The organism is Streptomyces thermoviolaceus (assembly GCF_045209695.1).
GTDB classification, from domain to species: domain Bacteria; phylum Actinomycetota; class Actinomycetes; order Streptomycetales; family Streptomycetaceae; genus Streptomyces; species Streptomyces thermoviolaceus.
In genome coordinates, this window is sequence record NZ_CP109280.1 from 1,360,495 (window position 1) to 1,377,810 (window position 17,316).

A 17,316-nucleotide genomic window follows, 5' to 3' on the forward strand; every position below is an offset into this window, starting at 1 on the left:
GGTGAGGGCGGCGCACCCAGGACCCGGCCCCTTCACACGCGGAAGCGCGGGAGATCGTGTTCGACTTTCTTTCAGGCTATGACCTGCTGGGAGCCTTCTGGGTGACCGTGCAGCTCACGCTGCTCGCCGCCGTCGGCTCCCTGATCTGGGGCACCCTGCTGGCCGCCATGCGGGTCGGTCCGGTGCCCCTCATGCGCGGTTTCGGCACCGCCTACGTCAACATCGTGCGGAACATCCCGCTGACGGTGATCATCCTCTTCACCTCCCTGGGACTGAACCAGACCCTCGGGGTGAACCTCGGCTCGCAGAACTTCGACACCATCAACTTCCGGCTCGCCGTGCTCGGCCTGATCGCCTACACCTCGGCGTTCGTCTGCGAGGCGATCCGCTCCGGCATCAACACGGTGCCGGTCGGCCAGGCGGAGGCGGCCCGCGCGCTCGGGCTGAGCTTCACCCAGGTGCTGACCCTGGTGGTGCTGCCGCAGGCGTTCCGCTCGGTGGTCGGCCCGCTGACCAACGTCCTGATCGCGCTCACCAAGAACACCACGGTGGCCGCCGCGATCGGCGTGGCCGAGGCGGCCCTGCTGATGAAGGAGATGATCGAGAACGAGGCCGAACTGCTGCTGATCTCCGCGGTCTTCGCGTTCGGTTTCGTGGTCCTGACGCTGCCGACCGGCCTGATCCTCGGCTGGGTGGGCAAGAAGGTGGCGGTGAAGCGATGAGCGGCTCGTCCGTCCTGTACGACGCGCAGGGGCCCCGGGCCAGGCGGCGCAACGTCGTCTACACCGTCGTGTTCGGCCTCGCCCTGGCCGCCCTGGTGTGGTGGGTGTACCGCAGCCTGAGCGACAAGGGGCAGCTGGACTGGGAGAAGTGGAAGCCGTTCTTCTCCGGGTCCGAGGCGTGGACCACGTACATCCTGCCGGGCCTGAAGAACACGCTGATCGCGGCCGCCCTGTCGATGCTGATCGCGCTGCCCCTCGGCGCGTTGTTCGGCATCGCGCGCCTGTCCGACCATGTGTGGGTCCGGGTGCCGGCCACGGTGATCGTGGAGTTCTTCCGGGCCATCCCGGTGCTGATCCTGATGATCTTCGGGAACGCGCTGTTCTCCGAGTACACCTCGGTCAGCTCCGACGACCGCCCGCTGTACGCCGTCGTCACCGGCCTGGTCCTGTACAACTCCTCCGTCCTCGCCGAGATCGTCCGCGCGGGCATCCTGGCCCTGCCCAAGGGGCAGACGGAGGCCGCCCAGGCCATCGGCCTGCGCAAGACCCAGATCATGACGTCGATCCTGCTGCCGCAGGCGGTCACCGCGATGCTGCCGGCGATCGTCAGCCAGCTGGTGGTGATCGTGAAGGACACCGCGCTCGGCGGCGCGATCCTCACCTTCCCCGAGCTGCTGGCCGCGGTCTCCCCGATGAGCTCGTACTACGGTGCGAACACCATCGCCAGCTTCACGATCGTGGCGGTGATCTTCGTCCTGCTCAATTTCGGCCTCACCAGCTTCGCGAGCTGGCTGGAGCGGAGGTTGCGGCGCCGCAAGAAGTCGACGGGTGCGGTCCTCGCCCCGGCGGCGGTCGGCGGCGCCGAGTCGACGGGGGCGACCGTCTGACGGTACGTCATGCTCCTGCTCGGGCAGGTGGCGTGAAGACGTGTGAACGGACGGCGGTGGAGTGATCACCACCGCCGCCGTCGCTTGACGCAAGCAGCGGCAATGGGTTGCATACGTTCTGTGATCGTGCACCCTGCTCCGACTGTCTGTTCACTTCCCTGCGTCAGGACACCGCTGCGGGCAGGGGGCGCCGCGCCGTGGACCCGGTGATCGTCGTCGGCGCGGGGCCCGTCGGGCTCACGCTCGCACTGGCCCTGGCGCGTCAGGGCGTGCCGTCCGTGGTGCTGGACGAGACACCGGGCCGGGACACGCCACGCGCCGCGCGCACCGTGGTGCTGCACGAGGACACCGCCGCGCTGGTGGAACGGCTGGCCGGGACGTCCCTCGACGGGGCCGGGCTGCGCTGGACGGGATGGCGGGCGCTGCGGCGCAAGCAGGTGACGCATCAGGTCGTCTTCAGCGGCGCCTCCGACGCCCTGCCGCCCGGCGTGCGCGGTGCGCTGACCGCCGGCCGCGGGGCGCGCGGCACCGACGGGGCGTTCGGTGCCGACTCCGGCGATCCGGCGGACGACGCCGTCCCCGACGGTGCCGTCACGGCCGGACCGGCGCCGCTGCACATCGCCCAGCACCTGCTCACCGACATCCTGCGCGCCGCCGTCGCCCGCGAGCCGCTGGTGGAACTCGCCGTGGACAGCCGGCTGGACGCCGTGGAACAGGAGGCCGCGGGCGTCACCGCCCACACCCGCGGACCCTCGGGGACCTGGTGGCGCGGCAGTTATCTGGTGGGCTGCGACGGGTCGCGGTCGACCGTGCGGAAACTGCAGGACATCCGCTTCCCCGGCCGCACGGCCGTGGAACGGTACGCCGTGGCGGCGCTGCGCACGGAGCTTCCCTGGGCCGGGGAAGCGTTCCTGCACCGGATGCCGCCGTGGCGGACGACCAACCCCTTCGCCGGAGAGATCGTCGCGCGTCCGCTCCCGGACGGCGTGTGGCGGCTGGACTGGCTGCTGCCGCCCGGCAAGGACCTGGTCACGCCCGAACTGGTGGTCACCTGGATCAGGGAGACCCTCGGCGGCTGGACCGGCGAGACGACCGTGTCGTACGAACTGCTGGACACCGGTGTGCACACGGTGCACCACCGGCTGGCCCGGCGCTGGCGGGCGGGGCGGGTCTTCCTCGCCGGGGACGCGGCGCACCTGCTGGGCTCCTGCGGCACCCACGGCCTCGACGAGGGCCTGCGCGACGCCGACAACCTGGCCTGGAAGCTTGCCGCGGTCTGGCACGACGGCCCGCACGAGACCCTGCTGGACAGCTACCAGGCCGAACGGCGCGCCTGCGTGGCCGCCCGGCTGCGCGCCGCGGACCGGGTGCTGCCCGCACTGCGCGGGCGGGGCGGCCTGCGCACGCTCGTCCCGGGGGCGGCCCGCGGGCAGCAGACGCTGCTCATGGAGGGTCACCTGGGGCGCGGCACGCTCGGCGCGCCGGGATCGTACACCGCCTCGCCGCTCACGGCGCCGCCCTGCGAGGCCGAGGTCCCGGTGGACACCCCGCCCGGCGCGCAGGTCGTCGACGTGCCGGTGACCGCGGAGGACGGCACCGTGGTGCCGCTGCGGGAGCGGCTGGGCCGCAGGGCGCTGCTGGTGGTGCTGGTGGCGCCGGGCTCGTCGGTGTGGGACCGCCGGCACTGGGTGAGCGCCGGGGTCATGCCCCGGCTGGCCGCCGCGGTGACCGCGCTGCCGCACCCCGCCGAGCTGCTGGTCGCCGAGCGCTACCCGGGCGCGGCCCCGCACACCGTGCTCCTGGTCCGGCCGGACGGACACCTGGTCACCGCGCTGAACGGGGTGCGCCCGGCCGACCTGTACGCGGCGGCGGAGGCGACACTGGGCGGTCCGGCACCCAGCACGACGACGCGCGAGCAGGCCGGAGCACGGTGAACGGCTCCCGGCGCGACGGGTGGTGAGCCGCTCCGGCGCGGGCGCGGCGCGCCGGGTGCGGGCCCGAAGGCGCACGCGGGCGCGAGGCCGGCCGCGGGCGCGGAGGGGCGGTGAAGTGCGCCGTCGGTGCTCCGTCCGAAGGGTGGGCGCCGGTTGACCGGCCTGGGCCGTCATGGTGTACTCCGATCCATGAACGACACCGATGTGCGCCTGTGGCGGAGGGTCCACATGGACCTCGTCCGCTATGCGGGCTGCGTGTGTCGTCCGTCCTGCTGAACGGCATTCCCCCTCACCTCTTTCGCGTCTTTCGCGCGCGTCGTCGGCCTGCCCGTGTGCTGCCGCGCGCTGTCCCGCGAACGTTCTCCAGGACGGTGTCACGTGTCTTCCCTGTCTTCTCCGCCTTCCTTCCCTGCGCCCACCTCCACGCCCGTCTCCTGCGGACCGGCTGCTTCCGCCACGCCTTCTGCGCATTCCGCGCCGCCCACGCAGGCCGAACTCCTCGACTTCGCCCGCCGTGCCGCCGCCGATCCCGAACTGATCGCCTCGTTGCCGCTGGACCCGCAGGGCCGCACCTGGGTGCGGCTGGACGGGCCCGGGGGCAGCGAGGCCTGGCTGATCGGCTGGCCGCCCGGCAGCGGCACCGGCTGGCACGACCACGCCGACTCGATCGGCGCCTTCGTCACGGCGGCCGGTGAACTGACCGAGCACGCGCTCGCCGCCCGTATCCCCACGGACGGCTGGACATTGCTGGAACTCGCCGACGGCGTGGACCGGTCACGACGGCTGCCGACCGGGCAGGGCCGTTCCTTCGGCCGGCACCACGTCCACGAGGTGCTCAACGAGTCCACCGAGCGGCACGCGATCTCCGTGCACGCCTACTACCCGCCGCTGCCCCGGATCCGCCGCTACAGCCGCACCGATCGGACGCTGCGTCTGGAGCACGTCGAACGCCCGGAGGACTGGCAGTGAACGAGGACCGGCAGCAGGTCGGCATCGACGACCTGCTCGAGCGGGTGCGCCGCACCTACCGGCGTGTCGAGCCGCCGGAGGCGTACACCGCCGCCCGGGACGACGGCGCCCTGCTCGTGGACATCCGCTACGCGGCGCTGCGCGAGCGGGACGGGCTCGTCCCCGGTGCCGTGGTGGTGGAGCGCAACGAACTGGAGTGGCGACTGGACCCGCTGGGCAGCCACCGGCTTCCCGAGGCCACCGGCCACGACCTGCGGGTGATCGTTCTGTGCGACGAGGGATACGCCTCGAGCCTGGCGGTCGCCTCCCTGCACCAGCTGGGTCTGCACCGGGCGACCGATGTGATCGGCGGTTTCCAGGCGTGGCGGGCTGCCGGGCTGCCGGTCGAGCCCTGTCAGCCGCCGCGGGCACCGTAGCCGGACGGCCGTCGGGACGTCTCCCGAGGCTCCGGGCTGCGCCTGAGCGGCTCTCGGCGTCGCGCCTCAGAGGCTCTCGGCGTCGAGGGCCTCAGCAGCTGTCGTCGAGGAAGGCCGTGTCCTCGCCTTCCTCCTCCAGCGCCTGGCGGACCACTCCCAGGGCCAGGCCCTGGGAGTACCCCTTGCGGGCGAGCATGCCGGCGAGGCGGCGTATCCGCCGATCGCGGTCCAGACCCCGGGTGGCGCGCAGCTTGCGGGCGACCAGCTCGCGAGCGGTGGCCTCCTCGCGCTCGGCGTCGAGCCGGCCGACGGCCTCGTCGATCAGGGCGGTGTCGACGCCCTTGGTCCGCAGTTCCTGGGCGAGCGCGCGCCGGGCGAGGCCGCGGCCGTGGTGCCGGGACTCCACCCAGGCGTTGGCGAACGCGCCGTCGTCGATGAGCCCGACCTCCTCGAAGCGGGAGAGCACCTGTTCGGCGACGTCGTCCGGGATCTCCCGCTTGCGCAGGGCGTCGGCGAGCTGCTTGCGGGTGCGTGGAGTCCCGGTGAGCAGGCGCAGGCAGATCGCACGCGCCCGCTCCACCGGGTCTCCCGAAGGCTCCCCCTGCTCGGCCCTCGACGAGGAAGAGGTGCCCCCGCCCGCCGCGGACGCCGCGCCGGTCCTGCGCCGGCCTGGTCCGCGTCCGCCGCGCGCCCCGCCGTCACGCGGGCCGCCCCGGCGCGAGCCGTCCGGCGCCGCGCCGGTCACGGCATCGGCGCTGTCCTGTGGTCCCGGGCCGTCGTCGTAGGCGTGGTCGTCGTCGGGTCCGTACGGCGTCTGTCGCCCGTGGAGTCCGGTGTCGCGAGGACCGGTGCCGTTCCCGGTGCCCGTCCCCCGCGGGGCACCGAGAGCGAGGTGCTCGTCGTACGCGTACTCCGCCCAGTCGGTTCGCCGTGTCACGGGTCAGCTCTTGGCCGCGACGGCCTTGGGCTTGCCGGCCTTGGCCGCTGCCGGTGCCGGAACCGCCTTGGCCGCGTCCTCCGCGGCGGACGTCGCGGCCGCGCCCTGCTCGGCGGCGGGCTCCTCCGAGCGGACGCCGACGCCCAGCTTCTCCTTGATCTTCTTCTCGATCTCGTTGGCCAGGTCGGGGTTGTCCCTGAGGAAGTTGCGCGCGTTCTCCTTGCCCTGGCCGAGCTGGTCGCCCTCGTAGGTGTACCAGGCGCCGGCCTTGCGGATGAAGCCGTGTTCCACGCCCATGTCGATCAGTCCGCCCTCGCGGCTGATGCCCTGGCCGTAGAGGATGTCGAACTCGGCCTGCTTGAAGGGCGGGGCGACCTTGTTCTTGACGACCTTGACGCGGGTGCGGTTGCCGACCGCCTCCGTGCCGTCCTTCAGGGTCTCGATGCGGCGGATGTCCAGGCGCACCGAGGCGTAGAACTTCAGCGCGCGGCCACCGGTGGTGGTCTCCGGCGAGCCGAACATCACGCCGACCTTCTCGCGCAGCTGGTTGATGAAGATCGCGGTGGTCTTGGACTGGTTGAGCGCACCGGTGATCTTGCGCAGGGCCTGGCTCATCAGCCGGGCCTGCAGACCCACGTGGCTGTCGCCCATCTCGCCCTCGATCTCCGCGCGCGGCACCAGTGCGGCGACGGAGTCGATGACGATCAGATCGAGAGCGCCGGAGCGGACCAGCATGTCCACGATCTCCAGCGCCTGCTCGCCGTTGTCCGGCTGGGAGAGGATCAGCTGGTCGATGTCGACGCCCAGCTTCTTGGCGTACTCGGGGTCGAGGGCGTGCTCCGCGTCCACGAAGGCGACCTGGCCGCCGGCCTTCTGCGCGTTCGCCACGGCGTGCAGCGTCAGGGTCGTCTTGCCGGAGGACTCCGGTCCGTAGATCTCCACGACACGGCCGCGCGGCAGACCACCGACACCCAGGGCCACGTCGAGCGCGGTCGACCCGGTCGGGATGACCTCGATGGGCTCCTTCGACCGCTCGCCCATGCGCATGACCGCGCCTTTGCCGAATTGCCGTTCAATCTGCGCGAGCGCGGCGTCGAGCGCCTTCTCGCGGTCGGTTGCTGCCATGGGTTCCACCCGGTTTGCTTGAGTCGATCGCTTCACGCCGAAGACGCTAACGCCTGCCACTGACAACGCGCCTCGACGCACATCCGGCCTGTGGACAACCAGGGATCACACTATCCCAAACACGGACGAAATCCCCCTTCGCCCTGTCTCACCGGAGCCCTCATAAGAATAGATGTTCGATTTTTGTGTCAAGCTCGCCACCCCCTGGGTCACGCGGCGACGCCTGCGCCGCCCACCGGCTCTCCTCGCCTCCGTGCCGGGTCGACACGGCCGCAGGCCCGGCCTGCCGACCGCCGCCGCCGCAGCCACGGCGCAACCGCTCCCGCCCCGGTCCCGGGTGCTCCCGGCGGACCGGGGCGGGACAGGCCCGGGCGGAGCCGCGACGGCCGGCACCCGGGCACCGCGTCACCCTCCGGCCACGCCCTCCCCGGCCGCCTCCGGCGCCTGCGCCGGGGCGTCCGCCGTCCTCCCGTGGTCCGCGGCGGCACCGGCGTCGTCCTCGTTCCTGGAGCGCGCCCACGCCTGCCGCGCACGGGCGAGCAGGCCCGGCGCGGTGCCCCGGCCGCGCGGGTGACCGTGGACACGGGGGTCGTCCACGACCGCGTACCGCTTGACGTAGACCCCCAGGAACGCCTGGAGCGTGGCGACGGCAGGGATGGCGATCAGCGCGCCGACCGCGCCGAGCAGCGCGGTGCCCGCGATCACCGATCCGAAGGCCACGGCGGGATGAACGTCGACCGTCTTCGAGGTGAGCTTGGGCTGCAGCATGTAGTTCTCGAACTGCTGGTAGATCACCACGAACACCAGAACCCACAGCGCGTACCACGGGTCGACCGTGAACGCGATCAGCATCGGCAGGGCACCCGCGAGATAGGTGCCGATGGTGGGCACGAACTGCGAGACCAGCCCCACCCAGACGCCGAGCACGGGCGCGTAGGGCACCTCCAGGATCTGCAGCACGATGTAGTGGGCGACGCCCGAGACCAGCGCCATCAGGCCGCGCGAGTACAGATAGCCGCCGGTCTTGGCGACGGCGATCTCCCAGGCGCGCAGCACCTCCGCCTGGCGGGCGGGCGGCAGCACGGAGCACAGCGCCCGGCGCAGCCGCGGCCCGTCGGCGGCGAAGTAGAACGAGAACAGCGTCACCGTCAGCAGCTGGAACAGGCCACCGAGGACCTGCGTGGACACGTCGAGCACGCCCTCCGCGCTGTTCTGCGCGTAGCTGCGCAGCCAGTCGGAGTGGAGCAGCCCCTCCTGGATGTCCACCCGGCGCAGCTGGGTGTGGAAGGTCGCGTTGGCCCAGTTGACGAGGGAGTCGAGGTACTCGGGAAGCCCCTCGATCATCTTCACGATCTGCCCGGCCAGTATCGAGCCGAGCAGGACGACGAAGCCCGTCGTCGCGACCGCCAGGGCCAGGAAGACCAGGAAGGTGGCGAGGCCGCGGCGTATGCCGTGGGCGGCCATGCGGCTGACCGCCGGTTCGATCGCCAGGGCCAGGAAGAACGCGATCAGAATGTTGATCAGCAGCCCGGTCACCTGGTGGAAGGCCCAGCTGCCCAGCTGGAAGGCGGCGATCAGGGCGAGCGCGAGCACCATGGCGCGCGGCAGCCAGTGCGGCATGCGGGCACGGCCGCCCCGCCCGTCGGGTCTGCCGGTCGCAGTCCGGCCGGGTGGCGTCGTACCGGTCGAGGGGGCCTGCCGGGCCGTGTGCCCGGACTCTTCAGTGGGTACCACGGTGCCAGTCTCGCCCACGCCGCCGACAGTTCCGCACGGACCCGTTCCACTTGCGCCAGGTCCTGCGCCGGTGCCGGTCAGCGTTTCTCCTGTGGGACGTCCATGACCTGGCAGACCACCCGCCAGACGTCCTTCGCGTCCCAGCCGGCCGCCAGTGCCTCGTGCACCGTGCGCCCGCCCAGCTCCGACATCACGTGGTCGCGTGCGAAGGTGTCGGCGTACCCCGCTCCGAAGTGCTCCGCCATCCGCTCCCAGAAGACCGTCAACCGCATGCAGCCAGTATCCCGCCCCCGGGTGCGACCCTGAGCGGGGTGCTCCTGCGGCGGCCGCTTCCCGCCCTACGGTCGGTCGCATGCCCGAGACACGAGTGTCCGAGACTCGAGCCTGCCCCCTGCCGGTGCCGTCCGCGGCGTCCTCTGCGCTGCGACGCGCCGAGCACTTCGTGTGGCTGACCGCGCGCGTGCTGGAGCAGCGGCTGTTCGCCTACCACTTCCTGCACGGCGCGGCCGACCCGGTGGAGACGGCACTGGACGCCTACCGGACCGACGGCTTCGGATACGGCCACGCGCTGGAGCCCGAGCTGCGCGGCCCCGCCGGCCATCCGCTGCACACCGCCCGCGCACTGCGGGTGCTGGACGCCATCGGCCGGTGCGACGCCCGGCGAGCCGAGCGGGTGTGCCGCTACCTGATCTCGGTGTCCACCCCGGACGGCGCGCTGCCCGCCGTGCTCCCCGACGCGCTCCCCGGTACGGCGGCGTCGCCTGGACCAGCGGCGGAGCACCCGGCGGGCGATCTTCTGGCCACCGGGCCGGTGGTGGGCCTGCTGCATCGCAATCAGGTGTGGCACGCGTGGCTGTTCAGGGCGACCGATTTCTGCTGGCGGCGGGTCGAGGCGCTGGATGCGACCCGGCCGGGCGAGGTGCAGGCGGCCGTCGCGTTCCTGGACGGAGTTCCCGACCGTCCGCGCGCGCGGGCGGCCGCCGAGCGGCTGGGCCGTCTGGTGCGTGAGCGGCGCCTCGCGGTGCTGGACCCCGACCTGCGCGCGTCGTGGCCGCTCGCGCCGGGGCACGCGCCGGGTGAGCACCTGTTCCCGCACGACTTCGCCACCACGCCGCACTCCGTGGCGCGCGCCTGGTTCACGGACGAGGAGATGGACCGCTCCCTGGATTTCCTGGCCGGCCGACAGCAGGAGGACGGCGGCTGGCCGGTCACCCGGCGCCCGTGGGCGCCCGGCGCGGAGCGGGAGGCCCGCCCCATGGTGACGATCGAGGCGCTGTGCACCTTGCGGGCGTACGGCCGCGCCATCGCCTGAGGACGACGGCGCGGCCAGCGGGGGCCGCCGGTCGCCGGGCGCGCGTCGGAGCGCGGGGAGGGGCAGGGGTGCTTCGGCCATGCGGTGCGCGCCCCGGCGCACGTCCCCATGACGGACGCATCCGCTCCGGTCGGGGCGCTGTGGGTCGTAGGGGCTCACCCGGCCAGCGCACGCACGCCCGCGGTCACCACCACGGCCGCTGCCACCACCAGGAGGAAGGGGGCGCGCAGCAGCAGTGCCACGGCCGCGGCGGCGAGCCCGGCGGCCCGCGCGTCCAGGACGAGGTGCCGGCCGTCGGCGAAGGTCTGCTGCGCGGTCAGCGCGGCGAGCAGGGCCACGGGCAGGAGTGCGGCGAGCCGCTTGACCAGGGGTTTTTGCAGCACACCGGCCGGAACCAGCAGGCCGGCGAGCTTGACGGCGTAGCAGCCGACGAAGGTCGCGCCGATCGCGATCCAGACGGTCACCGGTCGTCCTCCCCCGCGCCGCTGCCGGTCGTCTCCGACATGCCGTGCGTGCCGTCGGCCGTTCCCCCAGCGCCCGCGGGCGTGGGGGCGCGGCGCGTGCGGCGGCCCGCCAGGTACAGCACGGCCGGTGCGGCCGACGCCGCCGCGAGGACGGGCACCCCGGCCGGCAGCACGGGCAGCAGGCCCAGCCCGAGGAGCACGGCGAGCGCGGCCACCGCACGCTCGGTGGCGCTCTTCAGCATGGGCGCGAGCAGGGCGAGGAACACGGCCGGGCCGGCCGCGTCCAGGCCCCAGGCACCGGTGTCGCCGAGGGCCTTCGCCCCCAGCGCGCCCAGCAGCGTGGTCAGGTTCCACAGCAGGTACAGCGAGGCCCCGGTCACGGTGAAGCCGATCCGCGCGGCGCGCCGGGAGGGCTGGGCGAGGGTCACCGCCGTGGTCTCGTCGATGACCCACTGGGCGGCCAGGGGCCGCAGTGCGCGCGGCAGAGCCAGCAGCTGGGACAGCCGCAGCCCGTAGAAGGCGTTGCGCACCCCCAGGAAGAAGGCGCCCGCCGCCGCCGTGAACGGGCCGCCCCCGGCCGCCAGGGCTCCCACCAGCGCGAACTGGGAGGCGCCGGTGAACACCAGCAGGCTGAGCGCGCAGGTCTGGGGCAGGGTCAAGCCGCTGCCGGCGGAGGTCGCCCCGAAGGCGAAGCCGGACAGGCCGACGGCGATGCCGACGGCGAGGGCGTCCCGGACGACGGCGGTGTCCGGCTTCCCTGCGGCGGCGCCGACGGCATGACCCGCGCCCGTGCCGGTGCGACCCGCGCCCGTGTCGGTGCAAGTGGTCCGTTGTGTCACGCCCCGGACGGTAGGAGCAGCCGCGGCCGGGCGTCTTGTACGTTCTTGCGCTCCCGCTGGTAGGCGCCCGGAGGAACGCCCACGATCCGGGAGAAGTGGCGGCTCAGGTGCGACTGGTCGGTGAAGCCGACGGCCGCCGCGGCCTCGGCCGGGGCGACGCCGCGGTCCAGCAGCTGCCGGGCCCGGCGCACCCGGGCGTCGGTGAGCCAGGTGTGCGGGGGCATGCCGTAGGCACTGCGGAAGGCGCGCAGCAGGGCGAAGGGGCTCGTCGACAGTTCGGCCGCCAGCTGGTGCAGGGTCGGCGGCTCGGCCATGCGCTCCTCGAGCACGGCACGGGCGCGGGCGGCGGTCCGGGCGCCCGCGGTGCGCACCTCGCGCCGGGGCAGCGCCCCGCCGTTCAGCCGCAGCAGCCGCGTCACGGCGACCCTGAGCAGCGTGTCGGCGGCGAGCGCGTTGCCCTCGTCGGTGGCCCGCAGCACCTGGTGCACCAGCACCGCCGCGTACGGGTCGTCCAGGACGGGGCTGACGAAGCCCGGGGTGCCCCGTATGCGGGTGGTCTCGGCGGCGATCTCCGCGACCAGACCGGGCGCCGGGTAGACGGCCCCGTAGCGCCACCCCGTGGGGACCCCCGCCCGGCCCGTGTGCGGGGTGTCGGGGTTGATCAGCGCCAGCGAGCCCGGACCGGCGTACTGGTCGCCGCCGCGGTGGTCGAACACCTCCACGCCCTCGGCGATGGCGGCGATCACGAAGTGCTCGTGGGTGTGGCGCGTGAACTCCTTGCGGACGTACCGGGCGCGCAGCAGGTCGACGCCGGGCAGTTCCTCGTACCGCCAGTGCCGTGCGTGTTCCCGACGCGCTGCCGCCATGGACCCATTGTCCGCGTGTCCGCTCCGGTCGTTGCCCGCTCCGGTCGATGTCCGCTCCAGTGGGACGGCGGGAGGCGGTCCGGCCCGGCGAAGCCGGCGAAAGCGCAGGCCAGCTGGGTGGCGATGGGCGTTCCGCCCCGGATTGTCAGTGGCCGGGTGCACGATGGACCCATGGTCAGCGACGCACACCAGGCCCTCGACGGCTTCTCCCCCGCGACCCGCGGCTGGTTCACGGGGGCCTTCTCCGCGCCCACCGCGGCCCAGGCGGGCGCGTGGCGGGCGATCGCCGAGGGCTCGGACGTGCTGGTGGTCGCACCGACCGGCTCCGGCAAGACGCTGGCCGCCTTCCTCGCCGCCCTGGACCGGCTGGCCTCGACGCCGCCCCCGGCCGAGCCGAAGAAGCGCTGCCGTGTGCTGTACGTCTCCCCGCTCAAGGCCCTGGCCGTCGACGTGGAGCGGAATCTGCGCAGCCCCCTGACCGGCATCCGCCAGGAATCCGTCCGCCTGGGCCTGCCCGAGCCGGACATCAAGGTCGGCATCCGCTCCGGTGACACCCCGGCCGCCGAGCGTCGCGCCCTGGCCACCCGCCCGCCGGACATCCTGATCACCACGCCCGAGTCGCTCTTCCTCATGCTGACCTCGGCCGCACGCGATGCGCTGACCGGTGTGGAGACGGTGATCCTGGACGAGGTGCACGCGGTGGCCGGCACCAAGCGCGGCGCCCATCTCGCGCTGTCCCTGGAACGGCTGGACGAGCTGCTGCCGCGGCCGGCCCGGCGCATCGGGCTGTCCGCGACCGTCCGCCCGGTCGACGAGGTCGCCCGCTTCCTCTCGCCGCGCCGCAAGGTGGAGATCGTCCAGCCGCCGTCGGCCAAGGAGTTCGACCTGTCGGTCGTCGTCCCCGTCGAGGACCTGGGCGAGCTCGGCGGTTCCCCGGCCACCGACGGCGGCGAGGGCGCGGAGCGACCGTCGATCTGGCCGCATGTCGAGGAGCGCATCACCGATCTGGTGCAGGCGCACCGCTCCACCATCGTGTTCGCCAACTCCCGCCGGCTGGCCGAACGCCTGTGCAATCGGCTCAACGAGATCGCCTACGAGCGGGCCACCGGCGAGTCCCTCGCGGAACATCACGCTCCGGCCGAGCTGATGGGCAACTCGGGCGCGGCGCACGGCGCGCCCCCGGTCCTGGCGCGCGCCCACCACGGCTCGGTCTCCAAGGAGCAGCGCGCCCAGGTGGAGGAGGACCTCAAGGCCGGGCGGCTGCCGGCGGTGGTGGCCACCTCCAGCCTGGAGCTGGGCATCGACATGGGCGCCGTGGACCTGGTGGTCCAGGTGGAGTCGCCGCCGTCGGTGGCGTCCGGCCTGCAGCGCGTGGGCCGCGCGGGCCACCAGGTGGGCGCGGTCTCCCGCGGGGTGGTGTTCCCCAAGTACCGGGGCGATCTGGTGCAGGCCGCGGTGGTCACCGAACGGATGCGCTCGGGTGCCATCGAGTCCCTGAAGGTGCCCGCCAACCCGCTGGACGTCCTCGCCCAGCAGCTCGTGGCGATGACGGCCATGGACACCTGGCAGGTGGACGACCTGCTGGCGCTGGTGCGCCGGGCGGCGCCCTTCGCGTCGCTGCCGGAGTCGGCGTTCACCGCCGTGCTCGACATGCTCGCCGGGCGCTACCCGTCCGACGCGTTCGCGGAGCTGCGCCCGCGCGTGGTGTGGGACCGGGTGGCGGGCACGGTCACCGGCCGGCCCGGCGCGCAGCGGCTGGCCGTCACCTCCGGGGGCACGATCCCCGACCGCGGCCTGTTCGGTGTCTTCCTCGCCGGCGCCGACCCCAAGAAGGGCGGCGGCCGGGTCGGCGAGCTGGACGAGGAGATGGTCTACGAGTCCCGCGTGGGGGACGTGTTCACGCTGGGCACCACGTCCTGGCGGATCGAGGACATCACCCGCGACCGGGTGCTGGTCTCCCCCGCGCCGGGCGTGCCGGGCCGACTGCCGTTCTGGAAGGGCGACCAGCTGGGCCGGCCGCTGGAGCTGGGCCGCGCGGTCGGCGCGTTCCTGCGCGAGGTCGGCTCGCTGCCCGAGGACGACGCCCGGCTCAGGCTGCTGACGGCCGGCCTGGACGCGTGGGCCGCGGACAACGTCCTGGCGTATCTCAAGGAGCAGCGCGAGGCCTGCGGTCATGTCCCCGACGACCGGACGATCGTGGTCGAACGGTTCCGTGACGAGCTGGGCGACTGGCGGGTCGTGGTGCACTCCCCGTTCGGCGCCCAGGTGCACGCCCCGTGGGCGCTGGCGCTCGGGGCCCGCCTGTCGGAGCGGTACGGCATGGACGCCCAGGTCATGCATGCCGACGACGGCATCGTGCTGCGGCTGCCCGACGCCGACCTGATGGGCCTGGACCTGCTCGACCAGGACCCGGCGCGCACCGGCGCCGCGTACGACGCCGAGCAGGCGCCGGTCGGCGCGGCGGACGTCGCCTTCGACAAGGGCGAGATCGAGCAGATCGTCACCGACCAGGTCGGCGGCTCGGCCCTGTTCGCCTCCCGTTTCCGCGAGTGCGCCGCCCGCGCACTGCTGCTGCCGCGCCGCAACCCCGGCAGACGCACGCCGCTGTGGCAGCAGCGGCAGCGGGCCGCGCAGCTGCTGCAGGTGGCGAGCGAGTTCGGGTCGTTCCCGATCGTGCTGGAGGCGATCCGCGAGTGCCTCCAGGACGTGTTCGACGTCCCCGGCCTGGTGGAGCTGATGGGGGACGTGGAGTCCCGCAAGGTCCGCCTGGTGGAGGTCACCACCCCGGAGCCGTCCCCCTTCGCCCGCTCGCTGCTGTTCGGGTACGTCGCCCAGTTCCTGTACGAGGGCGACTCCCCGCTCGCCGAGCGCCGGGCCGCCGCGCTGTCCCTGGACTCCAGGCTGCTGGCGGAGCTGCTGGGCCAGGCGGAGCTGCGGGAGCTGCTGGACGCCGAGGTGCTGGTCGAACTGGAGCGGGAGCTGCAGTGGCTGACCGAGGACCGCCGGGTCAAGGACGTCGAGGGCGTCGCGGACGTGCTGCGGGTCCTCGGCCCCCTCACCGACGCCGAGCTGATCGAGCGGGGCGCGGAAGCGGGCTGGGCGGAGGAGCTGTCCGGTGCCCGCCGGGCCATCCGGGTGCGGATCGCCGGCGTCGACCACTGGGCCGCGGTCGAGGACGCGGGCCGGCTGCGCGACGCGCTCGGCACGGCCCTTCCGGTCGGGGTGCCGGAGGCCTTCACCGAGCCGGTCAAGGACCCCCTGGGCGACCTGCTGGCACGCTACGCCCGCACCCACGGGCCGTTCACCTCGGCCATGGCGGCGGCCCGGTTCGGTCTGGGCGTGGCGGTCACCGAGGGCGCGCTGCAACGCCTCGCGGCCGCCGGACGCGTCGTCCAGGGCGAGTTCCATCCGGCGGGCAGCGGACAGGAGTGGTGCGACGCGGCGGTGCTGCGCCGGCTGCGACGGCGTTCGCTGGCCGCGCTGCGGCACGAGCTGGAGCCGGTGCCGCCGCCCGCGCTCGCCCAGTTCCTGCCCCCGTGGCAGCACGTCGGCCCGGGGCACCGCCTGCGCGGCGTCGACGGTCTGGTGCGGGCCGTGGAGCAGCTGCAGGGCGCGTCCGTGCCCGCCTCCGCGCTGGAGAAGCTGGTGCTGCCGTCCCGGGTGTCCGACTACACGCCCGCGATGCTCGACGAACTCACCGCGGCCGGCGAGGTGGTCTGGGCGGGCGCCGGGGCGCTGCCCGGCAAGGACGGCTGGATCTCGCTGTATCTGGCGGACGCCGCCCCGCTGCTGCTGCCGCCCCCGCTGCCGCTGGAGCTGACGGCGCTGCACCAGGCGGTGCTGGACACGCTCTCCGGCGGCTACGGGCTGTTCTTCCGGCAGATCGCCGACCAAGTCCGGGCCACCACCCACCCCGAGGCCACCGACCCGCAACTCGCCGACGCGCTGTGGGACCTGGCCTGGTCCGGCCGGCTCACCAACGACACGCTCGCCCCGCTGCGCGCCCTGCTGGGCTCGGGCCGCACCGCCGGTTCCACGGCGCACCGGGCCCGACGCGCCGTGCCGCGCGGACGGTACGGAGCCCTGACCGCGGCGGCACGCACCGGTTCCCGCAACGGCCCACCGACCGTCGCCGGCCGCTGGTCCCTGCTGCCCGCCCGGGACGGCGACACCACCGTACGGGCGCACGCCCTGGCCCGGACCCTCCTCGACCGGCACGGGGTGGTCACCCGAGGCGCGGTGGCCGCCGAAGGGGTGGAGGGCGGTTTCTCGGCCGTGTACCGGGTCCTGTCCGCCTTCGAGGAGAGCGGTCAGGCCCGGCGCGGCTATGTCGTCGAAGGGCTGGGCGCGGCCCAGTTCGCGATGGACGGCGCGGTGGACCGGCTGCGCGCGGTGGCCACGGCCCGGGAACGCGGGGAGGGTCCGCCCGGCACCGGCTTCGGCGGCGCCGGCCCGTCCGGTGCCGTCCCGCAGCCGGCCTTCCCCGGTCCCGTGCCCTTCGACACGTCCGGCATGCCCGGCGCACCGCCCCCCGTCGACCGGGGAGGGCCGTTCCCGGACGACACGGCGCCGGGCGGCGACGTCTTCCCCCAGGATCTCGGCTCCCCCGGCTACGGCGGCCCGCGCGGCGGTGGCGCGGAGGCCGTCCCGTACGCCGCCCGCCCCTCCGTCGGCGGCGACCGCCGCGGCCGTCCCGGTCCCGCCGGTCCCTCCGCGATCGTGCTGGCCGCCGCCGACCCCGCCAACGCCTACGGCGCCGCCCTGCCCTGGCCCGAGCCGCCGGCCGGTGCCGCGCACAAACCGGGCCGCAAGGCGGGCTCCCTGGTGGTGCTGGTGGCCGGCGAGCCGGCCCTGTACATGGAACGCGGCGGCAAGACCCTGCTGGCCTGGCCCGCGGATCCGGATGCCGAGGCCGGCGACGACCCCCGGCTGCGCGCGGCCGCACAGGCGCTGGCGGACGCGGCCCGTGCCGGAGCGCTCGGCACGGTCACGGTGGAGAAGATCAACGGCGTCTCCGCGCTGACCTCGCCCCTCGGCAGGCTGCTGGAGGAGGCCGGGTTCGTCGCCATCCCGCGCGGTCTGCGCCTGCGTGCCTGACAGAAGCGGTCCGC

At 74.0% G+C, this 17,316-nt stretch carries 15 protein-coding genes; 8 read left to right on the top strand and 7 right to left on the bottom strand.

Annotated elements, in window-relative coordinates:
* Positions 1–56 precede the first annotated feature (56 nt).
* The 6 genes from OG899_RS05945 to OG899_RS05970 all read left to right on the top strand — a co-directional run bounded on the left by OG899_RS05945 (position 57) and on the right by OG899_RS05970 (position 4,928).
* Positions 57–722 (top strand): amino acid ABC transporter permease, encoded by a 666-nt coding sequence (locus OG899_RS05945; RefSeq protein ID WP_125498177.1) that lies wholly within the window; start codon positions 57–59, stop codon positions 720–722.
* On the top strand, positions 719–1,609 hold the full coding sequence (locus tag OG899_RS05950; protein ID WP_125498178.1) for an amino acid ABC transporter permease: 891 nt from the start codon (positions 719–721) through the stop codon (positions 1,607–1,609). Before OG899_RS05945 ends, OG899_RS05950 begins: the two co-directional genes overlap by 4 nt.
* Before the next feature lie 197 nt (positions 1,610–1,806).
* Positions 1,807–3,543 carry an FAD-dependent monooxygenase gene (locus OG899_RS05955; protein WP_168130798.1) on the top strand — a complete coding sequence of 579 codons (1,737 nt, stop codon included), beginning with the start codon at positions 1,807–1,809 and terminating at the stop codon, positions 3,541–3,543.
* Between the two features lie 189 nt (positions 3,544–3,732).
* Positions 3,733–3,819, top strand: a complete 87-nt coding sequence (locus OG899_RS05960) for a putative leader peptide (RefSeq protein ID WP_312845644.1) — start codon at positions 3,733–3,735, stop codon at positions 3,817–3,819.
* Between the two features lie 111 nt (positions 3,820–3,930).
* Positions 3,931–4,512 carry a cysteine dioxygenase gene (locus OG899_RS05965; RefSeq protein ID WP_125498200.1) on the top strand — a complete coding sequence of 194 codons (582 nt, stop codon included), beginning with the start codon at positions 3,931–3,933 and terminating at the stop codon, positions 4,510–4,512.
* A complete protein-coding gene (locus tag OG899_RS05970; protein WP_125498180.1) occupies positions 4,509–4,928 on the top strand; it encodes a rhodanese-like domain-containing protein in 420 nt (139 codons plus the stop codon). The genes OG899_RS05965 and OG899_RS05970 overlap by 4 nt, the downstream gene beginning before the upstream one ends.
* A gap of 91 nt (positions 4,929–5,019) precedes the next feature.
* On the opposite strand, the gene recX is transcribed toward OG899_RS05970, so the two are convergent.
* The 4 genes from recX to OG899_RS05990 all read right to left on the bottom strand — a co-directional run bounded on the left by recX (position 5,020) and on the right by OG899_RS05990 (position 8,996).
* On the bottom strand, positions 5,020–5,865 hold the full coding sequence (recX, locus tag OG899_RS05975) for a recombination regulator RecX (RefSeq protein WP_125498181.1): 846 nt from the start codon (positions 5,863–5,865) through the stop codon (positions 5,020–5,022).
* Between the two features lie 3 nt (positions 5,866–5,868).
* Positions 5,869–6,990, bottom strand: a complete 1,122-nt coding sequence (gene recA / locus OG899_RS05980; protein WP_125498182.1) for a recombinase RecA — start codon at positions 6,988–6,990, stop codon at positions 5,869–5,871.
* Between the two features lie 405 nt (positions 6,991–7,395).
* The gene (locus OG899_RS05985) at positions 7,396–8,610 is read right to left on the bottom strand and encodes an AI-2E family transporter (protein WP_240955318.1); all 1,215 of its coding nucleotides are present in this window, start codon (positions 8,608–8,610) and stop codon (positions 7,396–7,398) included.
* A 191-nt stretch (positions 8,611–8,801) separates the two neighbouring features.
* Positions 8,802–8,996 (bottom strand): DUF3046 domain-containing protein, encoded by a 195-nt coding sequence (locus tag OG899_RS05990; RefSeq protein ID WP_125498184.1) that lies wholly within the window; start codon positions 8,994–8,996, stop codon positions 8,802–8,804.
* A gap of 95 nt (positions 8,997–9,091) precedes the next feature.
* Between OG899_RS05990 and OG899_RS05995 the strand changes: the two genes are divergently transcribed.
* Complete coding sequence (locus OG899_RS05995) at positions 9,092–10,036, top strand: hypothetical protein (protein ID WP_168130898.1); 945 nt, start codon at positions 9,092–9,094, stop codon at positions 10,034–10,036.
* A 155-nt stretch (positions 10,037–10,191) separates the two neighbouring features.
* Here the strand turns inward: OG899_RS05995 and OG899_RS06000 are convergent, their stop codons facing one another.
* Genes OG899_RS06000 through OG899_RS06010 form a run of 3 tightly spaced genes read right to left on the bottom strand, consistent with a single transcriptional unit; the run spans position 10,192 to position 12,205 of the window.
* Positions 10,192–10,500 (bottom strand): AzlD domain-containing protein, encoded by a 309-nt coding sequence (locus OG899_RS06000; protein ID WP_125498185.1) that lies wholly within the window; start codon positions 10,498–10,500, stop codon positions 10,192–10,194.
* Complete coding sequence (locus tag OG899_RS06005) at positions 10,497–11,339, bottom strand: AzlC family ABC transporter permease (protein WP_229814223.1); 843 nt, start codon at positions 11,337–11,339, stop codon at positions 10,497–10,499. Before OG899_RS06005 ends, OG899_RS06000 begins: the two co-directional genes overlap by 4 nt.
* Positions 11,336–12,205 carry an AraC family transcriptional regulator gene (locus tag OG899_RS06010; protein ID WP_125498186.1) on the bottom strand — a complete coding sequence of 290 codons (870 nt, stop codon included), beginning with the start codon at positions 12,203–12,205 and terminating at the stop codon, positions 11,336–11,338. Before OG899_RS06010 ends, OG899_RS06005 begins: the two co-directional genes overlap by 4 nt.
* Before the next feature lie 171 nt (positions 12,206–12,376).
* On the opposite strand from OG899_RS06010, the gene OG899_RS06015 reads away from it, so the two are divergent.
* The gene (locus tag OG899_RS06015) at positions 12,377–17,302 is read left to right on the top strand and encodes an ATP-dependent helicase (protein WP_125498187.1); all 4,926 of its coding nucleotides are present in this window, start codon (positions 12,377–12,379) and stop codon (positions 17,300–17,302) included.
* The last annotated feature ends 14 nt before the right edge of the window (positions 17,303–17,316 follow it).

Bases quoted from the DNA above. Each gene is read 5' to 3' on its own strand.
- OG899_RS05950 (WP_125498178.1), top strand. From the start codon at position 719: ATGAGCGGCTCGTCCGTCCTGTACGACGCGCAGGGGCCCCGGGCCAGG.
- OG899_RS05960 (WP_312845644.1), top strand. From the start codon at position 3,733: ATGAACGACACCGATGTGCGCCTGTGGCGGAGGGTCCACATGGACCTC.
- recA (WP_125498182.1), bottom strand. From the start codon at position 6,990: ATGGCAGCAACCGACCGCGAGAAGGCGCTCGACGCCGCGCTCGCGCAG.
- OG899_RS05985 (WP_240955318.1), bottom strand. From the start codon at position 8,610: ATGCCGCACTGGCTGCCGCGCGCCATGGTGCTCGCGCTCGCCCTGATC.
- OG899_RS05990 (WP_125498184.1), bottom strand. From the start codon at position 8,996: ATGCGGTTGACGGTCTTCTGGGAGCGGATGGCGGAGCACTTCGGAGCG.
- OG899_RS06010 (WP_125498186.1), bottom strand. From the start codon at position 12,205: ATGGCGGCAGCGCGTCGGGAACACGCACGGCACTGGCGGTACGAGGAA.
- OG899_RS06015 (WP_125498187.1), top strand. From the start codon at position 12,377: ATGGTCAGCGACGCACACCAGGCCCTCGACGGCTTCTCCCCCGCGACC.